This window comes from Paenibacillus sp. WC2504 (genome assembly GCF_052682475.1).
The window spans coordinates 907,183-926,527 of sequence record NZ_JBQZFH010000001.1; the positions used below are offsets into that span (position 1 = coordinate 907,183).

General features: G+C 48.2%; 19 protein-coding genes. 14 read left to right on the forward strand and 5 right to left on the reverse strand.

The features are described 5' to 3' along the window. Nucleotides 1-12: 12 nt before the first annotated feature. Complete coding sequence (locus ACUN27_RS04115) at nt 13-1,317, reverse strand: efflux RND transporter periplasmic adaptor subunit (RefSeq protein ID WP_445558418.1); 1,305 nt, start codon at nt 1,315-1,317, stop codon at nt 13-15. Nucleotides 1,318-1,680: 363 nt separating this feature from the next. Here ACUN27_RS04115 and ACUN27_RS04120 point away from each other — a divergent pair, with 363 nt between their 5' ends. Further along, the gene (locus ACUN27_RS04120; RefSeq protein ID WP_407075621.1) at nt 1,681-2,355 is read left to right on the forward strand and encodes an MgtC/SapB family protein; all 675 of its coding nucleotides are present in this window, start codon (nt 1,681-1,683) and stop codon (nt 2,353-2,355) included. A 325-nt stretch (nt 2,356-2,680) separates the two neighbouring features. On the opposite strand, the gene ACUN27_RS04125 is transcribed toward ACUN27_RS04120, so the two are convergent. Then, on the reverse strand, nt 2,681-3,133 hold the full coding sequence (locus tag ACUN27_RS04125; RefSeq protein ID WP_127453647.1) for a flavodoxin: 453 nt from the start codon (nt 3,131-3,133) through the stop codon (nt 2,681-2,683). 208 nt (nt 3,134-3,341) lie between these two features. Here ACUN27_RS04125 and ACUN27_RS04130 point away from each other — a divergent pair, with 208 nt between their 5' ends. Next, nucleotides 3,342-4,262: a TrmB family transcriptional regulator gene (locus ACUN27_RS04130; protein ID WP_315953087.1), complete on the forward strand. Its 921-nt coding sequence runs from the start codon at nt 3,342-3,344 to the stop codon at nt 4,260-4,262. Then, nucleotides 4,259-4,939 (forward strand): HD domain-containing protein, encoded by a 681-nt coding sequence (locus tag ACUN27_RS04135; protein WP_315953088.1) that lies wholly within the window; start codon nt 4,259-4,261, stop codon nt 4,937-4,939. Before ACUN27_RS04130 ends, ACUN27_RS04135 begins: the two co-directional genes overlap by 4 nt. An 82-nt stretch (nt 4,940-5,021) precedes the next feature. On the opposite strand, the gene ACUN27_RS04140 is transcribed toward ACUN27_RS04135, so the two are convergent. Beyond that, the gene (locus ACUN27_RS04140; RefSeq protein WP_315953089.1) at nt 5,022-5,849 is read right to left on the reverse strand and encodes a DUF2935 domain-containing protein; all 828 of its coding nucleotides are present in this window, start codon (nt 5,847-5,849) and stop codon (nt 5,022-5,024) included. A 166-nt stretch (nt 5,850-6,015) separates the two neighbouring features. Between ACUN27_RS04140 and ACUN27_RS04145 the strand changes: the two genes are divergently transcribed. The 11 genes from ACUN27_RS04145 to ACUN27_RS04195 all read left to right on the forward strand — a co-directional run bounded on the left by ACUN27_RS04145 (nt 6,016) and on the right by ACUN27_RS04195 (nt 17,687). Then, nucleotides 6,016-7,263, forward strand: a complete 1,248-nt coding sequence (locus ACUN27_RS04145) for a DUF445 domain-containing protein (protein ID WP_445558419.1) — start codon at nt 6,016-6,018, stop codon at nt 7,261-7,263. A gap of 41 nt (nt 7,264-7,304) precedes the next feature. Next, nucleotides 7,305-8,144, forward strand: a complete 840-nt coding sequence (locus tag ACUN27_RS04150) for an ABC transporter ATP-binding protein (protein ID WP_445558420.1) — start codon at nt 7,305-7,307, stop codon at nt 8,142-8,144. Further along, the gene (locus tag ACUN27_RS04155) at nt 8,077-8,841 is read left to right on the forward strand and encodes an ABC transporter permease (protein WP_445558421.1); all 765 of its coding nucleotides are present in this window, start codon (nt 8,077-8,079) and stop codon (nt 8,839-8,841) included. The genes ACUN27_RS04150 and ACUN27_RS04155 overlap by 68 nt, the downstream gene beginning before the upstream one ends. Nucleotides 8,842-8,856: 15 nt before the next feature. Continuing rightward, entirely contained in the window at nt 8,857-9,882 is a 1,026-nt protein-coding gene (locus ACUN27_RS04160; RefSeq protein ID WP_315953093.1) for an ABC transporter substrate-binding protein, read from the forward strand. 231 nt (nt 9,883-10,113) lie between these two features. Continuing rightward, nucleotides 10,114-11,073: an ABC transporter permease gene (locus ACUN27_RS04165; protein WP_315953094.1), complete on the forward strand. Its 960-nt coding sequence runs from the start codon at nt 10,114-10,116 to the stop codon at nt 11,071-11,073. Nucleotides 11,074-11,166: 93 nt separating this feature from the next. After that, the gene (locus ACUN27_RS04170; RefSeq protein WP_315953095.1) at nt 11,167-12,894 is read left to right on the forward strand and encodes an extracellular solute-binding protein; all 1,728 of its coding nucleotides are present in this window, start codon (nt 11,167-11,169) and stop codon (nt 12,892-12,894) included. A 75-nt stretch (nt 12,895-12,969) separates the two neighbouring features. Beyond that, on the forward strand, nt 12,970-13,881 hold the full coding sequence (locus ACUN27_RS04175) for a carbohydrate ABC transporter permease (protein WP_315953096.1): 912 nt from the start codon (nt 12,970-12,972) through the stop codon (nt 13,879-13,881). Nucleotides 13,882-14,003: 122 nt separating this feature from the next. Beyond that, on the forward strand, nt 14,004-15,023 hold the full coding sequence (locus tag ACUN27_RS04180) for a LacI family DNA-binding transcriptional regulator (protein WP_315953097.1): 1,020 nt from the start codon (nt 14,004-14,006) through the stop codon (nt 15,021-15,023). 31 nt (nt 15,024-15,054) lie between these two features. Beyond that, entirely contained in the window at nt 15,055-15,981 is a 927-nt protein-coding gene (locus tag ACUN27_RS04185) for a carbohydrate kinase family protein (RefSeq protein WP_315953098.1), read from the forward strand. A gap of 12 nt (nt 15,982-15,993) precedes the next feature. Beyond that, a complete protein-coding gene (locus ACUN27_RS04190; RefSeq protein ID WP_445558422.1) occupies nt 15,994-16,935 on the forward strand; it encodes an aldo/keto reductase in 942 nt (313 codons plus the stop codon). After that, the gene (locus ACUN27_RS04195) at nt 16,932-17,687 is read left to right on the forward strand and encodes a sugar phosphate isomerase/epimerase family protein (protein WP_315953100.1); all 756 of its coding nucleotides are present in this window, start codon (nt 16,932-16,934) and stop codon (nt 17,685-17,687) included. Before ACUN27_RS04190 ends, ACUN27_RS04195 begins: the two co-directional genes overlap by 4 nt. Nucleotides 17,688-17,764: 77 nt before the next feature. Here the strand turns inward: ACUN27_RS04195 and ACUN27_RS04200 are convergent, their stop codons facing one another. Both ACUN27_RS04200 and ACUN27_RS04205 read right to left on the reverse strand, forming a co-directional pair. Next, nucleotides 17,765-18,214, reverse strand: a complete 450-nt coding sequence (locus ACUN27_RS04200; protein ID WP_315953101.1) for a bactofilin family protein — start codon at nt 18,212-18,214, stop codon at nt 17,765-17,767. Next, entirely contained in the window at nt 18,214-19,215 is a 1,002-nt protein-coding gene (locus ACUN27_RS04205; protein WP_315953102.1) for a M23 family metallopeptidase, read from the reverse strand. The genes ACUN27_RS04200 and ACUN27_RS04205 overlap by 1 nt, the downstream gene beginning before the upstream one ends. Nucleotides 19,216-19,345: the final 130 nt, after the last annotated feature.

The window sequence follows — 19,345 nt, forward strand, 5'->3', positions numbered from 1 at the left end:
GAAAATCAAAAACTACTGGCCGGGCGCTACTTTCTCCATATGTTTAAGTTGGTACTGACCGGAGACGATCAATACCTCGCCTGCCTTCAGTCCTTGGGTAATTTCCGTCATGTCATCCTTGCTGCGGCCGAGCTTGACTGTCCTTTTTTCGGCATGGTCTCCAATCAAAATGAATACATAAGGCTCGCCATCCTCGCGCAAAATGCTGCCCGCCGGTACAACGATGACCTGCTGTTCGCCGCCACCAGCCAGTAGAAGCTGGACGCGCATTCCGGATTTCAGGCGGCCGTTTTCGTTTGCGGCTTCAAGTTCCAGCGAATAGGTTTTCGTCTGGGTATTGGCCGTGTTCGCCAAATAAGTTACTTTCCCTTCATATGTATCTGGGGAGTCTGACGCTTGAAATGACAAGCTCGGTTTGCCTTGCACGAGCGCTAAGTCCGCTTCCGTTACTTCAGCACGGATTTTGATCGGTGATTGCCGCTGCACAACGCCGATTTTTTGTCCTCGGGCCAACGTCATTCCTTCCTCAATGGGCATTTCGGTCAAAAGACCAGACGCAGGCGCCTTGACTTCAAAATAAGAAAGGTTGACATCAGCATCCTGCAAATCAATATCGTTAGCTTGCAATTGGTATTGGATGGCGGCTAGCGGTTGGGTATTTTGGAGCGTTTGAAGCTTTTGCTGCAAAGTTTGAAGATTGAGTTTCAATGGTTTGACCTGAGATTCCATTTGCTCCTTCTGATCCTTCGTTGCCTGCCCGGTGTCATAGTCATTCAGAATCCGATTATATTGCTTGTTTGCATCGTCCAAGGACTGCTGGGTTATCGCAATATTGTTGGTTAACTCCAGAATGCCGTCATCCCAATCCTTTTTGGCTTTGGACAACTGTTCTTCAAGACTGGCTCTGGCATAAAGCAGTTTTTGTTTTTGGCGAAGCAAATCTTTATTATCCAGCTCGATGATCACATCGTCTTTTTGAACTTGTTCCCCGCGCTTCTTCCGTACGGACTTCACATCGCCATCCACTTTGAGCATGACATTCAATTCTAATGAAGGAACCACATCGGCCGTGAGCGTCTTAGCACCTGCCCATGCTTGTGTGGTAACCGGAGCCGTTTTCACAGGCTTGATTGCTGTCTCGGCCGCATGCTGAGCTGTTGTTGTGGAAGATAGTGGGGCTTCATTGGAACAGCCTGCGAGCGCCATAGCGGCCAGGATGAATAGAAAACCCGTTTTATGTAGTACTTTTCCGGTTGTTTTTACAAGATCGTCTTTCGGTTGATTTGAACGAGTAGCCATGTTTCCCTCACGCTCCATGATTGAGCCTCCCTGGTTATTAATTGTGTATAAGATCAGATATTGCTCTAAGTATGACTTTTGGTCAACTTTTTGGCTTGATTGGTTCGAATAAGTAAAAATATTTAATCGGAAGACCATGAAAGAGCACTAATAACTTACCGATTAACATTATATAAGTTCATTTATAGCAATAAAGTGACTTGTGGTCAATATTATTTTTGGATAGGGGGTGTCAGGAGATGAGAGGAAGGTGTGGATAGGGAAAAAGTAAAACTTTGGATTATAATTGTAACATCTATACCTATTTATCTACGAGGTTTAAATGTTAATATATTGTAAATGACATCTAGAATAGGAGAGACAACAACGATGCTAGTGACTGTGGACATACATGATTTAATAAAACTAGGAATTGCAGCTATCTTCGGTTTAATTATTGGCTTAGAACGAGAAATCAGAAATAAACCTCTTGGACTGAAAACCTCTCTAGTCATTTGTTTAAGTAGTTGCTTGCTGACAATCGTATCTATTGAATCTTCGAATAAATATGCGGTTCCCGGACTTCATGTCATGGATCCTATGCGGCTTGCGGCGCAGGTGGTTAGCGGGATCGGATTTCTTGGCGCAGGCGTCATACTTAGGAAGCATAATGATGTCATTATTGGACTAACGACGGCGGCGATGATTTGGGGAGCGGCTGGGCTAGGAATTGCCATTGGCGCAGGTTTTTTTGTTGAAGCGTTTGTGGGCCTGCTGCTAATAATGGTGAGTGTCGTGGTATTGCCGTACTATATTAAGAAAATGGGTCCAAGACCACTATTGATGAAGGATCTGCGAGTCAAGCTCATCGTATCCCATGAGGGTAATTTAACGAATATCATCAAGGACATTATCGCTAGAGGGTATAGAATGAAAAGTGTACACATCAAAGAGTTGAGTCATGAACTGCAGGAACTCAATTTCATTGTTTTTATTGACCGTAAGTATGCATCAGAAGTATATGAAGAGTTGAAGAGTATGCCGTATATTGAAATGGCTGAAGTAGAGACTTTGTAGAAAAAGGGATTGGAGCAGCAGCGAGCAGCTGTGTTCTGGTCCTTTTTGTTTGGTGCTTATATGAGCTGTTGGGGGAGCTTCGTTGCATTTTTTGCAGCGAAAGAGGTGCTTATTTCAGCCTGAAGAGCAGCTCGTTGTACAAAGTACAACGTTATTAGCCAAATGGCTGTGAATGGAACGATTTCAGCTAAACTAATTGCACATTGTACAACGAAAAGCTGAAGAGGTGCTTAATTCGATCAATTTGATTGTAAAAAGTGCAATATAGGTGGGTGTTAATAAGAAGCGAGCCCAGCGAAGTGCCAAAGCCCGCCAACATGATGTATTAGGCCGAAACAGCGACAGCAGCAGCGAATTTTGCGCCTAGTTCACGACATAATTTCTTTTGCTCGCTAGTCGGATTAAATTCGATTTTCAAACCGTCAAACACTTTCTCAGTTCCGATCTCGGCAAGTCTCTCCTCAATTGTGTCTACAGCTGCACCGAAGTGTGTATAGGAGGAGTCAGCGGAGCCGAATGCACCGGATTTGCGTCCACTTAGATCCAGATCTTCTAATTCATCGTAGAAGTCTTCGAATTCGTCCGGTAAATCGCCATCACCCCATGTATAAGCTCCAAGCAGAATACCATCGTAGTTCACGAGATCTACACCGCTCACATCCATGACGGATTTCACTACAGGCTCAATGCCTGCCTCACGTATGCCTGCTGCGATTTCTTCAGCGATTTCCTCCGTATTTCCTGACATGCTGGCGTAAACGATAATGATTTTTGGCATGGGAATCCCTCCACGAAATGTTTTTATAGGCATGTAGTCATCTTGTAATTGTCCTGCTGTTACCAACCAACTTCATATTATTTGATAATGATTATCATTGTCAACATATAATTGAGAATATATTGAGAATGAACATTTTTTGCTGAGATGGCCGGCAAGGAAGGACTATACGACTTCGAGGAAGAAATCATGTTACAATATCGAAAACATGAACTTATCGCAGCTTATGAAAAGGGGAACTGGCATGGAGGATATCCACTTGCATTTGAAAAACCTCGGCTTCACCGACTTGGAAGCCAAGTGCCTGCATGTGCTTGCCGAAAGCGGCACACAAACGGGTTATGAAATCGCCAAGCAGCTTGGCGTATCGCGTTCGAATGTGTACTCCGCGCTCCAGAAGCTTGCGGAGAAAGGCGCCGTGCTCACCAGTCACGGTGAGCCGACGCATTACCAAAGCGTGCCGATCGAGGAGATCGGCGATCGTGTCGAGGCGGAGCTGCAAGCGTCAATCCGCTATGTGAAAGAGCACATGCCGAAGCAGGGTGCGCACCGGTCGGAGTATTTCAGCTTGGAAGGCGACACGAAGGTGCTGGATCGCATCCGAACAGAACTGAGGAAAGCGAAGGAGGAGGTGCTTTGCGATCTTTGGGCACAGGAGGCGCAGCTGCTGAAGGAAGAGCTGCGGAAAGTACCCGCACAAGGTGTGCGCCTGCTTGTTTCGACGATTGGAGATGCGGCTCTGCCAAGTAGCGTACAGCAGTTCTCGCATAAACGTGATGTTACGTGGAACGAACGCAACGGGAGGAAATTTACGCTGCTGATCGACCGCAAACTGGCCATTGTCGGCACAAGAGGCGGCGACGAGCCGACACTTGCGATGTTGACTGAGCATCCAGCGATGGTTGAGCTGCTGCTCAATAATTTTTGGCGCGATGTAGTGATTCACGAGCTGCAGCAGGATATGGGCGCGAAGCTCGAAGATAAATATGGGAAAAATTTTAAGAAAATTATCCAGAAATATACCGCTCCCGAAGGCAGAGAGAAGGATGCACCATCCGTTGAGGGAGAATCGGCAACTACAACGGATGAAGGAAAAGCTGGGGAAGGAAAGAGGAAAAAGAAGAAATGATGCAGCATGATGGAAAACACTTGACGAGAGAACAACAGGAGAGCATTTTACTCGCGGCGGAAGCGCTTGTGAAGGAAAAGCTGGAGCGCGATAGCAGCGGCCACGACTGGTGGCACATCTATCGCGTCGTGCAGACGACGAAGCGCATCGCCGCCCAAGAGGGCGCCGATGCTTTCGTCTGCGAGCTTGCGGCGCTGCTTCACGACGTCGTCGACGAGAAGCTGAACGCCGATCCAGCCGCTGCGCAGCGCGAGCTGGAAGCATGGCTGGCCGCCAGCGGTACGCCGGCGGCCGCAGTGGATCACGTGCTGGAGATCATCAGCACGATGTCGTTCAAGGGCGGCGCGCGGCCTCCGATGCGCACGCTTGAGGGCCAGGTCGTGCAGGATGCCGACCGGCTGGATGCCATAGGCGCGGTAGGCATCTCGCGCGTATTTGCTTATTCGGGCTGGAAGGGCCGCCCGATTCATGATCCCTCCGTCACGGCACGTGAGCACCTGACGGAAGCGGAATATCGCGCGGGCAATGACACCGCGATTAATCACTTTTACGAGAAGCTCCTTAAGCTGAAGGAGCTGATGAATACCGCCTACGCGCGCAAGCTTGCGGAGGAGCGGCACCGCTTCATGGAGCAGTACCTGGAGCAGTTTTATGCCGAGTGGGAAGGCGAGCGGTAATTTCATTAATCACATTAAGAAAAACCGTCCAGGCAAACAGCCTGACGGTTTTTCGTCTTTTCCCAGCTAGGCGCCACCCTCATCACTCAAATGACGGCTTCGTCAGCGGACAATTCGGCAAACTAAGAATCTCCACGTTGTAAGCAGCCAGCTTATGCAAGAAATAGCAAGTTTCCGGCAGGTGATGCTCAAGGAAACGCAAGGTCAGGCGGCTAAGCAGTTCCGTATGCTGATATTCGCGGATGACCTCTTCGACGAGTCGATAGAAGCCGATCACTGTTTCTGCAACTTGTCTGGCGAACTTCTGCTGCACCGGGAAACCCGGTGCTGTGAAGCGGAGGAACCCGCGGATGGCGGTGTTTTTGACGATATGGGCGCTGAATTGCTGTGCGTATTGCTGGGTGCTTTTCAGCAGCTCCATTTCCGTTGGGTCCAAATGATTGCTCAGCAGCACGGTATGTCCAAGCTGATCCTCCAGCCACATCTCCATCAGCGCAACAAGAGGCAGGGGCTCGTAAGGCACGCCGTTCATCCAAGCGTGCAAAATCCTCAGATACTCGCCGTTTTCCAATAAAGTTCCGTTGAAATACACAGGTGTCAGTGAGATGACGACTTTATTTTCTATGCGTAAATGCTGCATAAAGCCCTCAAACTGGTAGTACCCATGCGCAACGGGGTATATGTCTTTAGAGAGCTGAATCATGGTTTCCGAGGAGACCGGGAGGGAAGGATCTGTTTTCAAAATACGGTTGCGCAGTTCGGTGAATGCCGCTATGTACCGTTTGGCAATGGTGATCCATTGCACCTCTTCATTAGCAAGCGCCTCGTCCACAAAAATGGCATGATCTTGCAGGATTTCAACCCAAAACAAATGTTCCTGCCAAGGCGTAATGGTTTCATTTAGGCTCATGGAAAGGTTCCTCCTAGGTCTCTTAACTTCGGGCCAAGCCTTGCCGATATTTCACATACCGAAGTGTATTCAACGGATTAAGGTTCGAGAACAGCTTTCGTCGGAATTTGTGGTAAAATAGAACGAATAGTGATTGAAAATCGAGAAAGAAAGAGATGTTATGACGATGAAAAAAGAAGCAAAGTATATAGCAACGGTCTCCTTAGGTGTGATGGGAGCAGGCTTTTTGGCTACAATTCCTGTAGCTTCCACGGTTTGGGGAGATTTCCTGCAAGGCGGTTTCGAAGCTGGGGTTGTGGGCGGTTTGGCGGACTGGTTCGCGGTTAGCGCCTTGTTCCGTCACCCGATGGGCATTCCGATTCCGCATACGGCGCTGCTGCCGAAGAATCGCGAGAAAATTACGAACGCCCTTGTCTCCACGGTTCAAAATGAGCTGCTTTCCAAAGAAACCATCCGCGCCCGTTTGCAGCAAATTCGTTTTCTTGAAAGAGGGCTGGAGCTGGCGGAAAGCCATCTGGATAGCGAGGCGCTTCACAAAGGCCTGAGTGCGCTTGCCAAACAAGCATTATCCGCTATTGATCTTGAAAAATTAACACCGCTGCTGGCGGATGAGATTAGCAAGGCGCTCCAGGACGTGGATACGAGCCGCTTGGTTCGCGCGCTTGTCGATACAGTCAAGGATGGCGGTTATGACGGCAAGACGTTTGATTTTGTCCTCGATAAAGTGGAAGCTTGGGCATTCAAATCAGAGACCCGTGATCAGCTTGGGGCTATGGCGCTTAAGGCGTTCGAGGGGCTGCAGTCCAATGGCTTCATGGCGTTTGCCGTGAATGCGTTCATCGGGATGGTCAATGAGGAGAAGATCGGGGGCATTATCCAGAATTTCTTGCTTTCCTATATTGAACAAATGCGCATGAAACAGCACCCGCGCAGGGAGGCTGTGCTTTCCTTCATTCGGAATGAACTAAATAAGCTGGAGAGAAATCCGAAACTCTTGGCCGAGCTGGAATCACTCAAAACGAAGCTGCCTGATATGTTCGAAATGGATGCGAAGCTGTCTGCACTTCTTGTACGTCTGAAAGCTAGAGCTGAAGAGTTTGTGGACCAGCCTGATTTTGTCCCTGTCCATGTCGTTCCGATCCTTCGGAATGTGCTTGCATCCGTGAAGGAGAATGAAGCTTTGCTGCAGCGCGGCGAGATCTGGGTGCAGGAGCAGATTGCTTCTTATTTGGAGAAAAATCATAGTAAAATCGGTCAGCTTGTCAAAGAGAACCTGGATAAATTCGATAACGAGAAGCTGACTCAGCTGATGGAAGATAAGATTGGCAAGGACTTACAGTGGATTCGTGTTAACGGTGCGATCTGCGGATTTATCATCGGGCTTGGTCTGGCAGGATTAAAGATGCTGTTTTAAAGGAAACGACTACGGGATATACCCGAGTGGGGGGAAGCATTTTGATCGAGATTAAAGGTGTCAGCAAGACGTTCGTACAGCGAATCGGCGGCAATTATAAGGCGCTGGACAATATCACATTAACGATAAAAAAAGGGGAGTTCGTCTCCATTCTGGGGCCATCCGGCTGCGGGAAATCGACGGTGCTGAACCTCGTTGCAGGCTTCGATACGCAAAGTGAAGGCACGATTGAAGTGAATGGTAAAAAGGTTGCCGGCGCTGGGGCCGACCGCGTGGTTGTGTTCCAAGAACACGGTCTGTTTCCGTGGCTTACGGTTCTGGACAACGTGGCTTTTGGCCTCAAGCAGAAGGGGATTCCCAAAAAAGAGCGCCACGAGCTCGCCATGGAGCAAATCAAAGCGGTGCATCTCAGCCGCTTCGCAGATCGTTACCCGCATGAGCTATCGGGCGGGATGAAGCAGCGGGCGGCAATTGCCAGAGCGCTGGCGATGGATCCTGAGATTTTGCTGATGGATGAGCCGTTTGCGGCTTTAGATGAGCAGACTCGCCTTATTTTGCATAAGGAATTGGAAGAAATCTGGATGCGGACGCGTAAAACGATTCTTTTCATCACCCATAATATCCGGGAAGCGGTTATCCTCTCAGATCGTGTAGTCGTCATGTCCACACGCCCTGGCACGATTAAAAAGGAGTTCATCGTGCAGGCGGCAAGACCACGGGATGCCGCAGATACGCTGCTGCACCATGTAGAGAATGCAGCCATGGACGCGCTGGCGGATGAGCTTGAGAAGGTGGTAAGGGAGGAGACGGGCGATGAGTACCGCATTAAAAAGAACGATTTTTCTGGTACTGCTTCTGATAGCTTGGGAGGCGGGATTTAGGCTGTTTAATTGGGGCTGGAAATTTCCTTCGCCGACCCAGACGCTGCAAGCTTTTTATGACGGATTGGTGCATGGCGAGCTGCTTGCAGCGACTCTAGCCAGTATGATCCGGCTATTGATTTCCTTCGCCCTATCGCTTGCGATTGGGACGACATTAGGTTTCTTATTCGCGCGGTACCGTCTGCTGGATGATACGCTTGGTTTCCTGGTCGTTTCGCTGCAGACGATTCCAAGTATTGCTTGGCTGCCTTTTGCTATTATATGGTTCGGTCTTAACGAATCTTCGGTTATTTTCATTACGACGCTTGGCGCAACCTGGACAATGGCGCTCGCAAGCCGCACAGGAATCAAGAACATTCCGCCGATTTACCTGCGCGCTGCGCAGACGATGGGAACAGGCAACGGGTATAAAATGTTCGTGCAGGTCATGATTCCAGCTGCTTTCCCGCATTTGATCAACGGGGTGCGTACGGCTTGGGCTTTTGCTTGGCGCGCCCTTGTTGCCGGGGAACTTATTGCCAAAGGGGCGGGGCTCGGACAGTTGCTTCAGGACGGGCGTAATTTGGGCGACACTTCACTGATGCTGTGTATCGTCATCATTATCGCTGTATTGGGTACGGTCTCTGACCATTTCTGCTTTAAGAAACTGGAAGATAAAGTGCTGGAGCGCTACGGCCTCGCCGGCTCGAAGTCTTAGCAGGGAGCGGATCGCATGAGAAAAAATGCATGGATGCTGCTGCTGCTTTTGCTCGTTATTACGATGCTGAGCGCCTGCGAGGAAAAGCTTACAGCTTCCGGTAAGCCGCAGGTGGTCAGGGTTGGTGTTTTTAAAAATGTCACTCATGCCGCAGCCTATATCGCACTCGAAAATGGTTATTTCGCCCGAGAGTGGGGCGATGACGTGAAGATCGAGGTCACGGCCTTCGATAACGGATCTGACTTATCCATTGCGATGGCGACAGGTGATATCGATGTAGGATTCGTAGGTCCGGGACCTGCGACAACGTTTTTTCTAAAAAGTGGGAACTATCGGGTCGTTTCCGGCTCCAATAATGGCGGCGCGGTGCTTGTTGCCCGTAATGGCGCAGGAATTAATGGCGTTAAAGATTTGGTGGATAAAACGATTGCGATCCCGTCCAAAGGGAATACGAATGAGATTTCACTGCGGATGCTGCTGCAGCAGGAAGGCATCTCTTTAGGTCGAGAGGCGGGGAGCGCACATCTTATCGTGCGCTCCCCGTCGGATGCGCTGATTTCCTTCCGGCAGAAGGAAATTGACGCGACGCTCGTTCCCGAGCCATGGGGGACGCAGATCGAGAAGGCCGGGCTCGGCAAGGTCGTCGTCGATTGGCAGGCAATCCCGCCGAATAACGGCGATTATCCGACGGTCATTATGGTGGCGAGCGATTCAATGATTCAGCGCCATCGGGATATTGTAAAAGGCGCGATCAAAGCCAACATGGACGGCATCGCGTTCATTCAAAACAACCCGGAGCAAGCCTATGAGCTCATTAACAACCAGCTGAAGCAGTATAGCGGTAAAGGGATGGACAAAGGCTTGATCAAAGCCTCGCTTAGCCGACTGAAGCTCACCACGGACGTTGATGTCAAAGTGATGGAAGAGATGGCGAGGGTCTCGATTGCTGCTCGATATATTAAGGGCATTAAGGAAAATGAGCTCGATCTCAGTAAGTTTGTTGATTTATCCATGCTCGAAGAAGTGAAGAATGGAAAGTAAGAACAAGAAGCCTGTGTCGATCCGAACGTTGGATGGATACGGGCTTTTTTTAACCTCAAAAAAAGTCGTTGCCAAATATAACCAACTCATCTATACTGAGATTAATTCCATATGGAAGCGATTCCAGAAACCGCTTTCCTACACCTAATCCTCATCATGAGGATTCTATTTGACACTAATCTGGAATCGATACCAGAAAGAATGAAAATGTCTTAGGAAGGTGGTCATGACATGGAAACGAATCTGCCGCAAGCTATTGTCAGCACTGCGGTGAAGAAGAGAAATGCTGATCTGGGAAAACGAATACGACAGCACAAGCATTTATACTTTATGCTCCTTCCCTGTCTTGTATTTTTCGTTATTTTCTCGTATATCCCTATGGGCGGATTGATGCTGGCTTTTAAGAATTATCAGTTTAACAAAGGGATACTGGGCAGTCCATGGGTGGGACTCACGTATTTCAAGGCATTTTTTAACGACTATCAAAGCGGGAAACTTATTAAAAACACATTGATTATTAGCAGCATTAAAGTTTTCATAGGATTGCCTTTTCCAATTCTGCTTGCCTTAATGTTTAATGAGATCAGACATCGGAGATTCCGAGGAATCGCCCAGAGCATTTCGTATCTGCCGCATTTCCTTTCATGGGTTATTGTGATCGGCCTCATGCAGCGGATTCTTGCTCCGGATACAGGACTGCTCAACGAGGTGATCCGATTTTTTGGCGGAGATGGAAGTACGTTTTTCATGATGGAAAGCAAATACTTTTATCCTCTCATGTTTGGCAGTCATATTTGGCAAAGTATTGGTTGGGACTCTATCATTTATTTGGCCGCTATAGCAGGCATTAATCCTGAACTGCACGAGGCCGCCAAAATAGATGGCGCTAATAAGTGGCACGAAATCTGGCACGTTACTTTGCCAGGTATTCGCTTAACGATTTCCATTCTGTTTATTTTATCGCTAGGCAATATTTTGCAGGCAGGGTTTGATCAAATTTATCTCATGCGAACTCCCGGCAATATGGAATTGGCGGATATTCTAGATACCTACATCATTCGGGTAGGGCTTCAAAATGGACAGTACGGCTATGCGACAGCTGTTGGTTTAATGCAAGGCATAATTGGATTAATCCTTGTTGTGGCTGCGAACCGAGCTTCAAAAAAGTTCTTTGACGAGTCAATATGGTAGCGATACCAGAATCTTTCACTTTTCGACAGTTGATGTGTTGAAGATCACCGCCAGGTGTTATTCATAATATTTAATGGAAAAGGGGAGTATTGGATGAGCAAAAGATGGGTTAAATGGGTGACCATGCCCTTGGCAGCAAGCTTGCTGCTAGCAGGATGTGAAAGCTCCACTCAGCCTGCGGCAGGAGGGGACTCGGCTTCTACGACACCTTCATCTGCCAGCAGCGGTAAGCCCGCAACTTGGATTGCAGACCGAACCATTAAAGGACTACTGTTTATTGACAGCGATGACATAACGAAAGATATCAACCCGGAGATTGCTAAAAAAGTAAAGGAAATGACAGGGATTACGCTACAAATGGAAGGTGTAAATTCGCAGCATGCGATTGATGGACTCATTGCAGGGCTGGCTTCCAATGATTTGCCGGACTTCATCGTTTATTATCTGAACAACAGCGGCCGCCCGGAAATGCCCGTCATTTTGAAAGCAGCCAAAGAAGACATGTTAACAGATCTAACTCCTCTTATAAAAGGGACCAAGGTGTTCAGCAAGTATTTGGATGATAAGTATTTACCGCTGGATACGAAAAACGGTGTGATGTTCCGGCCAGAATTTAACGGCTCGAGCTATTTTGTCCATATGAACGTCCCAAGAGAAGGCGGCTACGAAGAGCGCAAGTATGTTTCCGGTCCTTACATTCGTAAAGACATTGCCGAGAAGCTGAACGTTGATCCACGAACGATTAACACAACCGATCAAGTGTATGAGCTTGCTCAAAAGATCAAAGAAGGCAACTTCAAGGATAAAAACGGTAAGGATATTACGCCGATTGGCCCTCGCTACTGGGGAAACAGCAATCATGAGAACGGCACGTTATTCAGCAGTTTAACCTGGGGGGCCATTGATCAAGGCTTCGACAAGAATAAGGACGGCAAAATTGTTCATGAAAGCAAAACGGAGTATCCGCTAAAGCGCATTGAATTTGTTCAGAAGCTTCTGAAGGAGAAATTGATGGTGCCGGATTACTACGCCATGCAGGAGAACAAAGCAACGGAGGGAGCTATTAACGGATCATTTGGTATTATCGGCGATATGCATAACTATCTGGAGTTCAATAAGGATATGAGTTACATCCCGCTAGGGCCTATTAATTCTGTGGATGGGACATATCGGATGAACGTTGATTTTAAGAGCGGGTATATGGCCTGGTCGATTCCAAAAACAACGAAAAATCCGCAAGACGTCGTCAAATTTGCAGATTTCCTGGCCAGTCGCGAAGGGAAGCTGATCTGGCAGTACGGTCTGGAAGGAAGGGACTATACGTTGGATGCCAAAGGCAATCCATTAGTCAAAAAAGAAGTGCTGGAGCTTCGCAACAAGGATCCGAAGGCGGCCAAAGAATTGGGCTTTGACGGCGTAGGCAATGGCTGGGGAGGTTATCTCGGCAGTACGGATATCAACAGACTGGGTGATTTCGGCGAAATGCAGTATGCCGATGCGGTCTCTCCGGAAGCGAATGCGACACCGCTGAAAATTGCCGATTACTGGGGCTACGATGAGAAAAAGAAAAACGCCAATATCAACGATGGTTATCGCCCTCTCTCCTTCATTAACGAGCTTCCAACGGGCAATGAGTTGAAGACGGCTTTAACGAACTACAATGAAAGCATCATTCGCGCATTTTACGCCAAAAGCATGGATGAAGCGCAGAAAATTCTAGATGCTTCGAAAAAGCAGCTGCAAGCAGCGGGCTTGGATCAATTCGAAGCGCTGCTTCAGAAAAAAGACAGCGATCCTAAAACGAAAGTCATTCTCAAATAGTCCAAAGCTGAGTTAGGAGGCTGGCGCTCCTGCAGGAATAGCGGGAGCGCACTTCTAGTATGGGGAGAGATTAACGTGGGAAATGAATTCTATAAGCTCTCAGCAGGCGAGAAAATATTTAAGTTCGTTAATTATGCCCTGATTATTCTCCTGTGCTTATCCATCGTGCTTCCTTTTCTGAATATATTGGCGCTTTCCTTTAACGCTGGTAAGGATGCCGAAAGAGGGGGTATCTATTTCTGGCCCCGCGTATGGACGCTGGAAAATTACCGTGAAGTGTTTACATCGGCTAATATCGGCAGAGCCTTTGCCATTTCTATATTTCGTACGGCTTTGGGTACGATTGCCGGCGTATTTCTATCAGCCATGGCTGCGTATACGCTAAAAAGCAAGACGATGCCGGGCGTCCGATTTTTTACGCTGATGGTTTTCTTTACCATGCTGTTCTCCGGCGGCATTATTCCTTATTATATGCTGCTCAAAAGCTTGCATTTGACGAACACCATCTGGGTCTATGTTCTTCCGGGCCTGTATAGCGCGTGGAATTTGATCATCATGCGTACGTTTTTCCAACAAATCAGCATCAGCCTGGAGGAGTCGGCGAAGCTGGATGGCTGCAGCGATTTCGGCATTTTTATGCGAATCATCATGCCGTTAAGCAAGCCTGTGCTGGCCACAATCTCCTTGTTTACGGCAGTGGGTCATTGGAATGACTGGTTCACAGGTGCTTTTTATGTCAGAACCGCATCACTGAGACCGTTATCCACCTTGCTGCAAGAGATGCTGACCAAACAGGATGCTATTCGGGAGTCCCTGATGCAGGCAGCAGGTTCGTCCCAGTTTCAAATGCTGGAGCGGATGCAGCTAACGGGTGATTCTCTGAAGATGGCCACGATTATTGTAGTTGTGGCGCCCATTATTGCGGCATATCCATTTATACAGAAATATTTTGCAAAGGGAGCTATGATCGGATCGGTCAAAGAATAAACGGCTTGCAGCCGAATAATTGATGATCTTCGCCATGCCCAATGTGTGATAAAATGTATAAATATGGTTCTGTCGACTACAGAGAAAACTGTTCATGTTGCGAGTAAGGAAGGATGATAATCATGGCGCCCAAAATCAAAGATGTAGCCCAAAAAGCGGGAGTATCCGTCACCACGGTCTCCAGAGTATTAAACGGAGAGAAGTACGTGAAGGACGATCTGAAGGCCAAAGTGAAACGAGCGATTGACGAGCTTGGTTATGCGCCCAGCCATATCGCGAGAAGCTTGGTGCGGAAGAAAACGAACCTGATTGGAGTGATTGTTCCCGATCTAACCTCAAGCTTCTATTCGACGATCTTGAGCAGCATCGAGGAAACGGCGAGTTTGAATGATTACAACCTGCTGGTCTGCAACATTATCGAGGATACGGATAAAGAACTGAAATATTTGAATGTATTTCATGAGATGCGTGTAGACGGCATCATTATTATGCATGAAAAGTTAAGCGAAGAAATTCGCAATTTTATTCATAAATTGGATATTCCGATCATTTTTTCAAGTGTAAGACCTGTCGATCATAAGTTCATTTCTGTCATTATCGATGATTACGAGGCAGCCTATGATGCGACCAAGTATTTAACTGAGCTCGGTCATGAGCGGATTGCTTTTATAGGCGGGGATATGCGAGACGTTACCTCCGGGCAGAATCGTTACGTAGGGTACCGGAATGCCCTGAAGGATCAATCGGTCAGAATCATCAACGATTATATCCGATTTGGCGACTATAAGACGCAAAGCGGATATGACATGATGAAGGAACTGCTGGCCTGTGAACCTCGTCCCACCGCTTTATTTGCAGTGAGTGACGATATGGCGGTAGGCGCTATGAACTGTATACATGACCATCAGCTTAAAGTCCCTGACGATATATCGATTATCGGATTTGATGGAAGCCAACTGACAGAACTCGTACGACCGCGGTTGTCCTCTATGGAGCAGCCCATTCAGGAGATGGGGAAAATTACGGTAAATACGATGATTGACATCATCTCGAATCCCGGCTCCAGTCCGCGGGAAGATTTGGTACTGAAACACAAGCTCGTCGTTCGCGATAGCTGTAAGGTATATCAAAAAGAGAGATAGGCAGAGAACAGAGCGGAAGAGGGAGAGCGGCGTGAAGAAGTTTGATGCGGTAGTCATCGGCGATGTCAATATTGATCTCGTGGTAGTGGGCTGTAATCAAATCCCTCAACCTGGACAAGAAATTTTCGTAGATAACATGATGATGCATGTGGGCGGAGGCGCAGCTTTATTTACAATTGCGTTAGCTAAGCTAGGGCTGCATGTTGCATTTGACGGTATTCTTGGAAATGATGGCTACGGTCATTATATCCGGGAACGTTTTGTTGGATATGGTATCGATACCAGTATGGTCCGAACAAGCGAAACAAGTCGGACAGGAATCACAATTGCCATTAATCCTGAGCTGGACCGTTCTTTTATTACCTATGTGGGATCCAATGCTGAACTGCATGTAGAGGAACTGGATTTAGGGCAAATCGCGTTAGGCAGGCATGTGCATGTTACCGGCTACAGAGGGCGGCGCAACCACACCGAATTCGTGGCCATGGCTAAGCGATTGAAGGAAGCGGGAGCTACCCTTTCTTGCGATGTAGGTTGGGATGATACCGGAGAATGGTATTCGGGTGTTTTTGAGTTGATGCAGCATGTGGATGTTTTCCTGATGAACGAAACGGAGGCCCGTCATTATACAGGATTTGAGTACATCGAGGATAGTTTAAGCTATATGTCGGGCTTCAGTCCTCATGTTGTCATTAAGCTTGGCTCACAAGGAGCCGCAGCGATGAAAGACGGCTTGCAAACGATGAGCCCCGGATTCCCGGTGGAAGCCGTCGATACGACAGGAGCAGGGGATTCGTTTAACGCCGGTTATATCTATGGTTTTTTGACGGGGTTAGATGTGGAGACATGTCTGCTGTACGGCAATGTATGCGGAGCTTTGTCAGTTGGAGCTTACGGCGGGAGTACGGGCACGCCAGACCGTGAAGGGCTGGAAGCCTTTATCAGGCAAAACAGGTGAGGAGGATTTTGAATGCAGAAGATGCACATACAAGGTGTAGACAAAGCCATTTCCCGCTTGATCATGGGCACTGGGGATTTGAGGAAATTGGAGGAACCGCAGCGGATGATGCTGGATGCTTATATACGCGCAGGCGGCAATACCTTCGATACAGCTCATCAATATCGGAATAAAGAGGTTATTCTCGGCCAGTGGCTGGAGGAAAAGCAGCTGCGGGAGAAGGTTGTCATTCTCACCAAGGGTGCTCATCATGACGATGGCAGCCCCGGTCCGCGGGTGAATCCACAGGCCATTCGAAAGGATCTGCTGGAGAGTCTGGACAGATTAGGGACGGAATATGTCGACTTGTACGCCCTCCATCGCGATGATCCTGATACAGCGGTAGGTCCGATCATGGAAGAATTGAATGAGCACATTCAAGCATCACGCATCCGGGCTATCGGAGCTTCCAACTGGTCCTTTGGGCGTATTCAGCAAGCGAATGAATATGCTGCTTCCCATGGATTGATAGGGTTTACGTTCAGCAGCCCGAATCTAAGCCTTGCTAAGCCGAAAGAGCCCAGATGGGAAGGCTGTGTATCGGCCGATGCTGACACCTGCGCATGGCATGGGGGCAATCAACTGCCGCTCCTTGCGTGGTCCTCGCAGGCAGGAGGTTTTTTCTCCGGCCATTTTACGCCGGACAATCACGAAAATTCTGAAATGGTAAGGGTTTATTATAGCGATGATAATTGGGAGCGGTACCGTCGTGCAGCCAAACTTGCCGCGGAAAAAAGCGTCAGCCCCATTCAAATTGCATTAGCCTATGTGCTGAATCAGTCTTTTCCGACTTGTGCAATCATCGGTCCGAAAAATCCTGAAGAACTGCAAACTTCAATAGAAGCTATGCATATTCCGTTTACGCCGGAGGAGCTTGCGTGGTTAAATCTAGAACGGGAGGAAGCTGCGAAATGATTAGACAGAAGCTGGCAGCCCAGTTGTATACGTTAAGAAACGAACTTAAACAGGATTTTCCGGGCGTGTTAAGAGAGTTGAAAAAGATGGGGTGGGCAGCCGTCCAAATCGACGGATTGCACGGGTATCCCGCCGCGGACATTGCGGCTGTGATGAAGGAAACCGGCCTGCGTACGGCAGGCATGCATGTAGGCTTAGAGCGGATGAAACACGATCTTGAGGCTGTATTGGAGGAAGCCAGGCTATTCGATACCCGGGATATCATCTGTCATTCCCTGCCGAATGGCCTGCAAAATCCGGAAGGCTACCTCAGCGTGCGCAACGATTTGCATCAAGTTGCTTCTGTGGTGAGCGGCTCAGGCTATCGGGTCGGTTACCACAATCATGACTTTGAATTTCATACGACGATGGATGGAAAGTTTGCGCTTGAATATCTGCTCGAAGACCCGGCTGTTTATCCGGAAATCGATACGTATTGGGTCCAAAAAGCAGGTCAAGACCCGCTTTCTTTCATCAGTAACTACGCGTTCCGTATGCCGATTCTTCATTTGAAGGATATGACCTCTGACGGAAAACAATATTTTGCCGAGATCGGCACAGGAATCATCGATTTTGCACCTATTCTAGCATGGGGATTGCAAAATGGCGTTGAATGGTTCGCTGTTGAGCAGGATTATTGCCCAGGCAGTCCAATGGATAGTCTGGCTATCAGCTTAGCCAACTTGTTGGAGCTGGAGAAGAAATTGGTTTAGGCCCTGTAGTTCCCTAGGAAAACACAAATAAGGACTGTCCCCCAAAGAAACTTTACTTCTTTGGAGGACAGTCCTTATTAATTTCCGCCGGAAGCAGCTTGCTGCTCGTTTTTCTGCTGCTTATGCGCCTGCGCGTCGATGACCTTGCCGCCGCCGCTTTTGTCGCTCACGGAAGCGATTTGCATCGCGCTGCTGCCTTGGAAAATCCCGCCCTCCTGAACAATGAAGGAGCGGACATCGATGTTGCCCACCAGCACGCCGGAGCTGGTGACGAGGAGCTTGCCTTTGGTCTGTATGTTGCCTTTCACTTTGCCGGCAATGATGACGTCGCGCGCTTGGATGTTGGATTGGACGACAGCATTTTCGCCAATGGTGATATCGCCTGCGCATTCAATGTCGCCATGCAGCTGGCCTTCAATACGAAGGCTGGCTTCGGACATAATTTTTCCTTCGCAGATGGTACTTGCCCCGATTAACGTGTCCGTTGTTTTCGTATCTATGCGCTTCGGTTTCGAGCTTCCAAGCATTAGCGTTCATCCTTTCTATTGCTTATTAGATAAGGGGTGGGGTCAATGGGGACACGGTTTTTCTGTACCTCGTAATGCAGATGGGAACCCGTGCTTCGCCCTGTGGAACCAAGCAGGCCGATCAGTTGACCTTTTGTTACTGATTCTCCGCGTTTCACGAGCATTTTATTCAGATGCATATAACCGGTTTGAATGCCGCGCGAATGATCGACAATAATACGGTTGCCGTACTCATTGTCGAAGCTGGCTTCGATCACTTTGCCTGAAGCAGTTGCATAAACGGGATCGCCTAACTCGCCGTCGAGGTCAAGGCCCGTATGCATGGATGGCTTACCTGTGAAGGGATCTTTGCGGATGCCGAAACCGGAAGTAAGACTATGCGTGGTGATGGGCCAGAGGGTTGGCGTGATGCTCCTTAAATAGTCGGCTTCCTTCAATCGCGCTTCCGACTCGCTGAGATTAACAAGCAGTGCGTTGATATCCCCGACCAAGGTAGAAAGCCCTTGTTTGGTATTGCTCACAAGCTGAGTCACTTCCTGTGAAGTGACCGGGACCTCGTTGCCGCCAACATCCGAGTTGGCAGTAGAGTCACTTAATGCGGACAACTTTTTGCTTGTCCTGTTTGGTTCTTCTGATTCGCTCATTAACTGTATGACATGATCTAGTTTCTTAATTTCTTCGAGCTTGCTCTTAAACTCATCTGCTTGCTGGGATAAGTCAATCAAATTAGCTTGAAGCTGCTCAAGTTCATTATCTTTAAGTGTAATTTGATTAACTAGTTGGCGTTCTTGTCCATCGAACGTTCGCTGCAAGTTTTCTTTCGTTTGATGGGAGTAGGTATTCATAAAGTAAATCGTGACAAAAAAACCAATCAGCACGAGCAGGATCACGCTAGGCACAATATACAAGCTACTGTGCGGAAGCTTAAATCTTACGGTACGGCGGTTGGCGCCCGGAATGATCATGAAGGTTAATTCTTTTTTACCCCATATGAATCTCAACCGATCCTCTTCCTTTCCGTAATAAAAGTCCCCCCTCCTTGATTGGATTGTATTCGAAAAGAAGAGGAGTCATGCCTAATTTATTCATTTGCAAAAATTAGCCAATGAATTCCCTGATGCAGGACATACT